Below are 3,339 nucleotides of genomic sequence, written 5' to 3' on the forward strand. Positions count from 1 at the left end.
CGAATACCCGATAGACCGTCTGCATGTGTATGCCAGCCCCTTACGCTCTGGTGCAAGTTTGTTTACTGTGGGGCATTCTCGCACGAAACGTTCAACCTATTTGCCCAGAGCGCATGTTGGTTTGGTGAGCGGCTCGAGTAGTCGGTGAAAGTGAGGGAGTTAATTGAAGATTTTTAGCGCGCAAGCGTAACGGTACGATCGGGAAACTCGATGCTTGCAACCAGTTTTCCGCCGAGGCTCTCTGCGTACCTGCTCAGCGTGTCAAGCCTCATCGAACCCAATTCCCCACGCTCGAGCTCGGATACGCGTTTTTGAGAAACGCCCATCGATTGGGCGACCGACGCCTGTGTTAGATCTTTTAGCCTGCGAATCTGAGCAAGCTTATAGGCTTCGATACGATCGCGAGTCCTCTCCTGCTCGGCGGTAATGGAGTCGCGTGTTATCCCGCGAGATTCCATATACTCATGCAGTTCCATCTCGATCGAGCCTCCTTACGTGGCGACGGTATATTTGCTCGGCCTTTGGAATGTTGATCGCATACCAGCCGTTCCATTTTGCCCTTGACGATCCCGCTCGCGACTTATCACCCGCCAATAGCAATACCGCCTGGCGTTTGGGGTCAAAGGCGAAGAGGATGCGGATCACCTGCCCACCACATGAAGTCACTCTCAGCTCCTTTAAATGATGAAGCTTCGAGCCCTTGACACGGTCAACCAGTGGACGACCAAGGATGGGACCTTCCTTCTCTAGCACCAAAAGGTCTGCATAAATCTGCTTCAGCGTAGCTTCATCCTGCTCATCAAGCCAAGGTTCAATGTAATCAAGCACGATACGGTACCGATGCAGCTGATTTGACATACCTTTCTCCTTCTATAGTAGAAGTTTTACGGTATATTGCAAGAGCGGAAATAGGCTCGAAGGGTCTTTTTTGCAGAAGTGAAGCCCGAGATCAGTAGGCAACGAGGGGTTATTGGACTGCGACGAACTTCTTTGGCCTGCCGGCATGGCGTTCCTGAGCGGCGTAACGCTCGATGCTGTCGATCGTAATCATCCGACGGCCGTCGACAAGCTCAACATCGAGTTTGCCGGCTTTGACCAGCGCAGTGATTCGCGGTGCGGAAACCCTGAGGTCCGCCGCCGCGTCCTTAAACGTTCGACACGCCGCTTCCCGAGCGTCCTCGTGGTCGATTTCGACTGAAAGGGCCACGACCTCGGCCGAACGCTCGTACCCAGCCGGAGCCCGACCATTGTTAAGATCGTCGGCCAAAAACGCCATCAGCGCCTCGATGGCATGAGCTATTGCTTCTTCGCGCGTATCGCCATCGGCAAAGGCCCCGGGGACCTGCGGGAAGCTGGCACAGTAACCGTCGTCTTCTTTTATGAGAACGCAGTCATAGGTAAATCGTTGTTTCATTATGACCCCTTCGGCTACCAGCTACCAACCGAGATAATTATAAATTGCTTTATAATTAGAAATGAATCAGTTAATAAATATTACTGACGCTGTTTGGGCTCCGTGACGACGGCTCGGACGATGCGGGGACGATCGGTGAGGTCGCGGACGATGTGCACATCCGACAGGCCCGCTTGGCGGCAGAGCTCGGCGGCGGCGTCGAGAGCGCCCTCGTAGAGCTCGCAGGCAAAGAGGCCGCCGGCGCGCAACATATAGGGGGCCGCGTTGAGCAGGCGGCGGAAGATATCCAGGCCGTCGGCACCGCCCTCGAGCGCCAGGTCGGGCTCAAAGTCCTTGACCTCGTGCGGCAGCGAGCGCATGACGTCGGTGGGAATGTACGGAGGGTTGGAGACGAGCACGTCAAAGGTGCCCCACTCTTCGCGAGGAACGGAACTCACCAAGTTGGTGAGGCTAAAGGCGACCTCGTCTGCCGTGAGGCCAAGCGCATCGCGGTTTTTGGTTGCCAGGTCGATGGCGCGCGGCTCGATATCGGTGGCGGTGCAGGTAACGTGACCGCGGCGCTCCCAGGCAAGCGAGAGCGAGATGCAACCCGTGCCGCAGCCGACCTCGAGGACGCGTGCGATGCGGGGCTCGGTCGGAGCGGGCTCGGTGGCGTTCTGCGCGGAGGTCGTCTCCTGGTCGTCACCTTCGATGGCAATGCCGTATTCGTCGAGCTCGGGCTCCGGGGCTTCCATAGCGTCGGCTTCCGCTGCATGCGCGGCGGCCTCCTCGGCCTCGCGGTCAGCCAACTCCTCAGCATAGGCGCGGCTGCCCAGAACGTCGCTCCCCAGCGCCGCTTCTTCAGCAGCCGTCAGATTGGCGGCACGGCGCTCGGCGGTTGCGCGTTCGTCGGCCAATGCCGCCTCGGCCTTGCGGGCCTGCTCGACCTCATCATTCCAAGGCAACTCCACGCGCTGACGAGCAGCGGCCTCGGGGCTCAGCACCTCGGTATCCAGATAATTCAGCACTTCCTCGACGAGCATCTCGGTCTCGGGGCGCGGAATGAGCACGCCGGGGGCGCACGCGACATCGATCATGCGGAACTGCGTGCTGCCGGTGATGTACTGCAGCGGCTCGCCCTTGGCGCGACGGACCACTGCCGCATGCATGGTCTCGAGCTGCGTGGCGTCGAGCGCCTCGTCCATGCGCATATATAAGTCAATGCGCGCCAGACCCGTGGCGGCGCACAGCAGCCATTCGGCAGAAAGACGGGGATGCTCCTCGCCGCGCTCGGCCAGGTACTCCTTGGTCCACTCGAGACAACGCTTAATGGTCCAGATCTCGTTTGCCATGGGTCCTCCCCTCCTTGGCGCCGGGCGGCGCGCGAACATCGGAGCAGATTGTACGCGAGGGCACCGCATGACAAGGGACAATTGAGGGCGATTATCGAGAATCAGCCCAGAAATTTGTTTCGGGTGCGTCCAAAGTGCTCATTCGTCGACGTCTAGATTTGCATTCGTCCAGCTTTTGGCAAGGTTGCCCCAAAACTGACCAATATCTAACCGGATACTTGCCAAATCGCTTGACGGACAACGCGCCGAAAAATGCCCTGCGACTTCTTGAGCGATAATGTAAGCATTATTTTTGATAGTGAACGAATGTTTTTATTTCCTTTGAGCTGGCAAACGATCCGATGGCCCTCAAGTCCAATTAAATAAACTCATATAGCCATTTACCAAAAGCAGTCATTGGGACCCCTCCTTACGTGCTGCCGCTCGAAGGACTGTCCCTAAGTGCCGGCACATAAGGAACGTCCCCAAGTGCCGCACCCAATGACTACCTCGATGTTTTGGCAATGCCAGCGAGCGGGTCGCATTTGAGGCAAGGTGCCGTGAAATCAGAACCACCCTTAAAAAGGGTGGTTTGCTCTTAGGGTATAACCCACG

The 3,339-nt window shown here is 57.5% G+C and carries 4 protein-coding genes; all 4 read right to left on the reverse strand.

The annotated features are described in order from the left end of the window. Positions 1–173: 173 nt before the first annotated feature. The 4 genes from DXC52_RS08755 to DXC52_RS08770 all read right to left on the reverse strand — a co-directional run bounded on the left by DXC52_RS08755 (position 174) and on the right by DXC52_RS08770 (position 2,745). Positions 174–476, reverse strand: coding sequence for a helix-turn-helix domain-containing protein (locus DXC52_RS08755; protein ID WP_006235701.1), 303 nt, complete (start codon positions 474–476; stop codon positions 174–176). Then, positions 463–858, reverse strand: coding sequence for a type II toxin-antitoxin system RelE/ParE family toxin (locus DXC52_RS08760; RefSeq protein WP_117746945.1), 396 nt, complete (start codon positions 856–858; stop codon positions 463–465). Before DXC52_RS08760 ends, DXC52_RS08755 begins: the two co-directional genes overlap by 14 nt. Positions 859–967: 109 nt before the next feature. Further along, a complete protein-coding gene (locus DXC52_RS08765) occupies positions 968–1,414 on the reverse strand; it encodes a type II toxin-antitoxin system HicB family antitoxin (RefSeq protein ID WP_117746946.1) in 447 nt (148 codons plus the stop codon). An 80-nt stretch (positions 1,415–1,494) separates the two neighbouring features. Next, positions 1,495–2,745, reverse strand: coding sequence for a HemK/PrmC family methyltransferase (locus DXC52_RS08770; RefSeq protein ID WP_117746947.1), 1,251 nt, complete (start codon positions 2,743–2,745; stop codon positions 1,495–1,497). Between the last annotated feature and the right edge of the window lie 594 nt (positions 2,746–3,339).

This window comes from Collinsella sp. TF05-9AC (assembly GCF_003438495.1).
Lineage (GTDB): Bacteria > Actinomycetota > Coriobacteriia > Coriobacteriales > Coriobacteriaceae > Collinsella.

What these genes read in the sequence shown, in the direction of transcription:
- DXC52_RS08755 (WP_006235701.1), bottom strand. Translation starts at nt 476, where the DNA reads ATGGAACTGCATGAGTATATGGAATCTCGCGGGATAACACGCGACTCC.
- DXC52_RS08760 (WP_117746945.1), bottom strand. Translation starts at nt 858, where the DNA reads ATGTCAAATCAGCTGCATCGGTACCGTATCGTGCTTGATTACATTGAA.
- DXC52_RS08765 (WP_117746946.1), bottom strand. Translation starts at nt 1,414, where the DNA reads ATGAAACAACGATTTACCTATGACTGCGTTCTCATAAAAGAAGACGAC.
- DXC52_RS08770 (WP_117746947.1), bottom strand. Translation starts at nt 2,745, where the DNA reads ATGGCAAACGAGATCTGGACCATTAAGCGTTGTCTCGAGTGGACCAAG.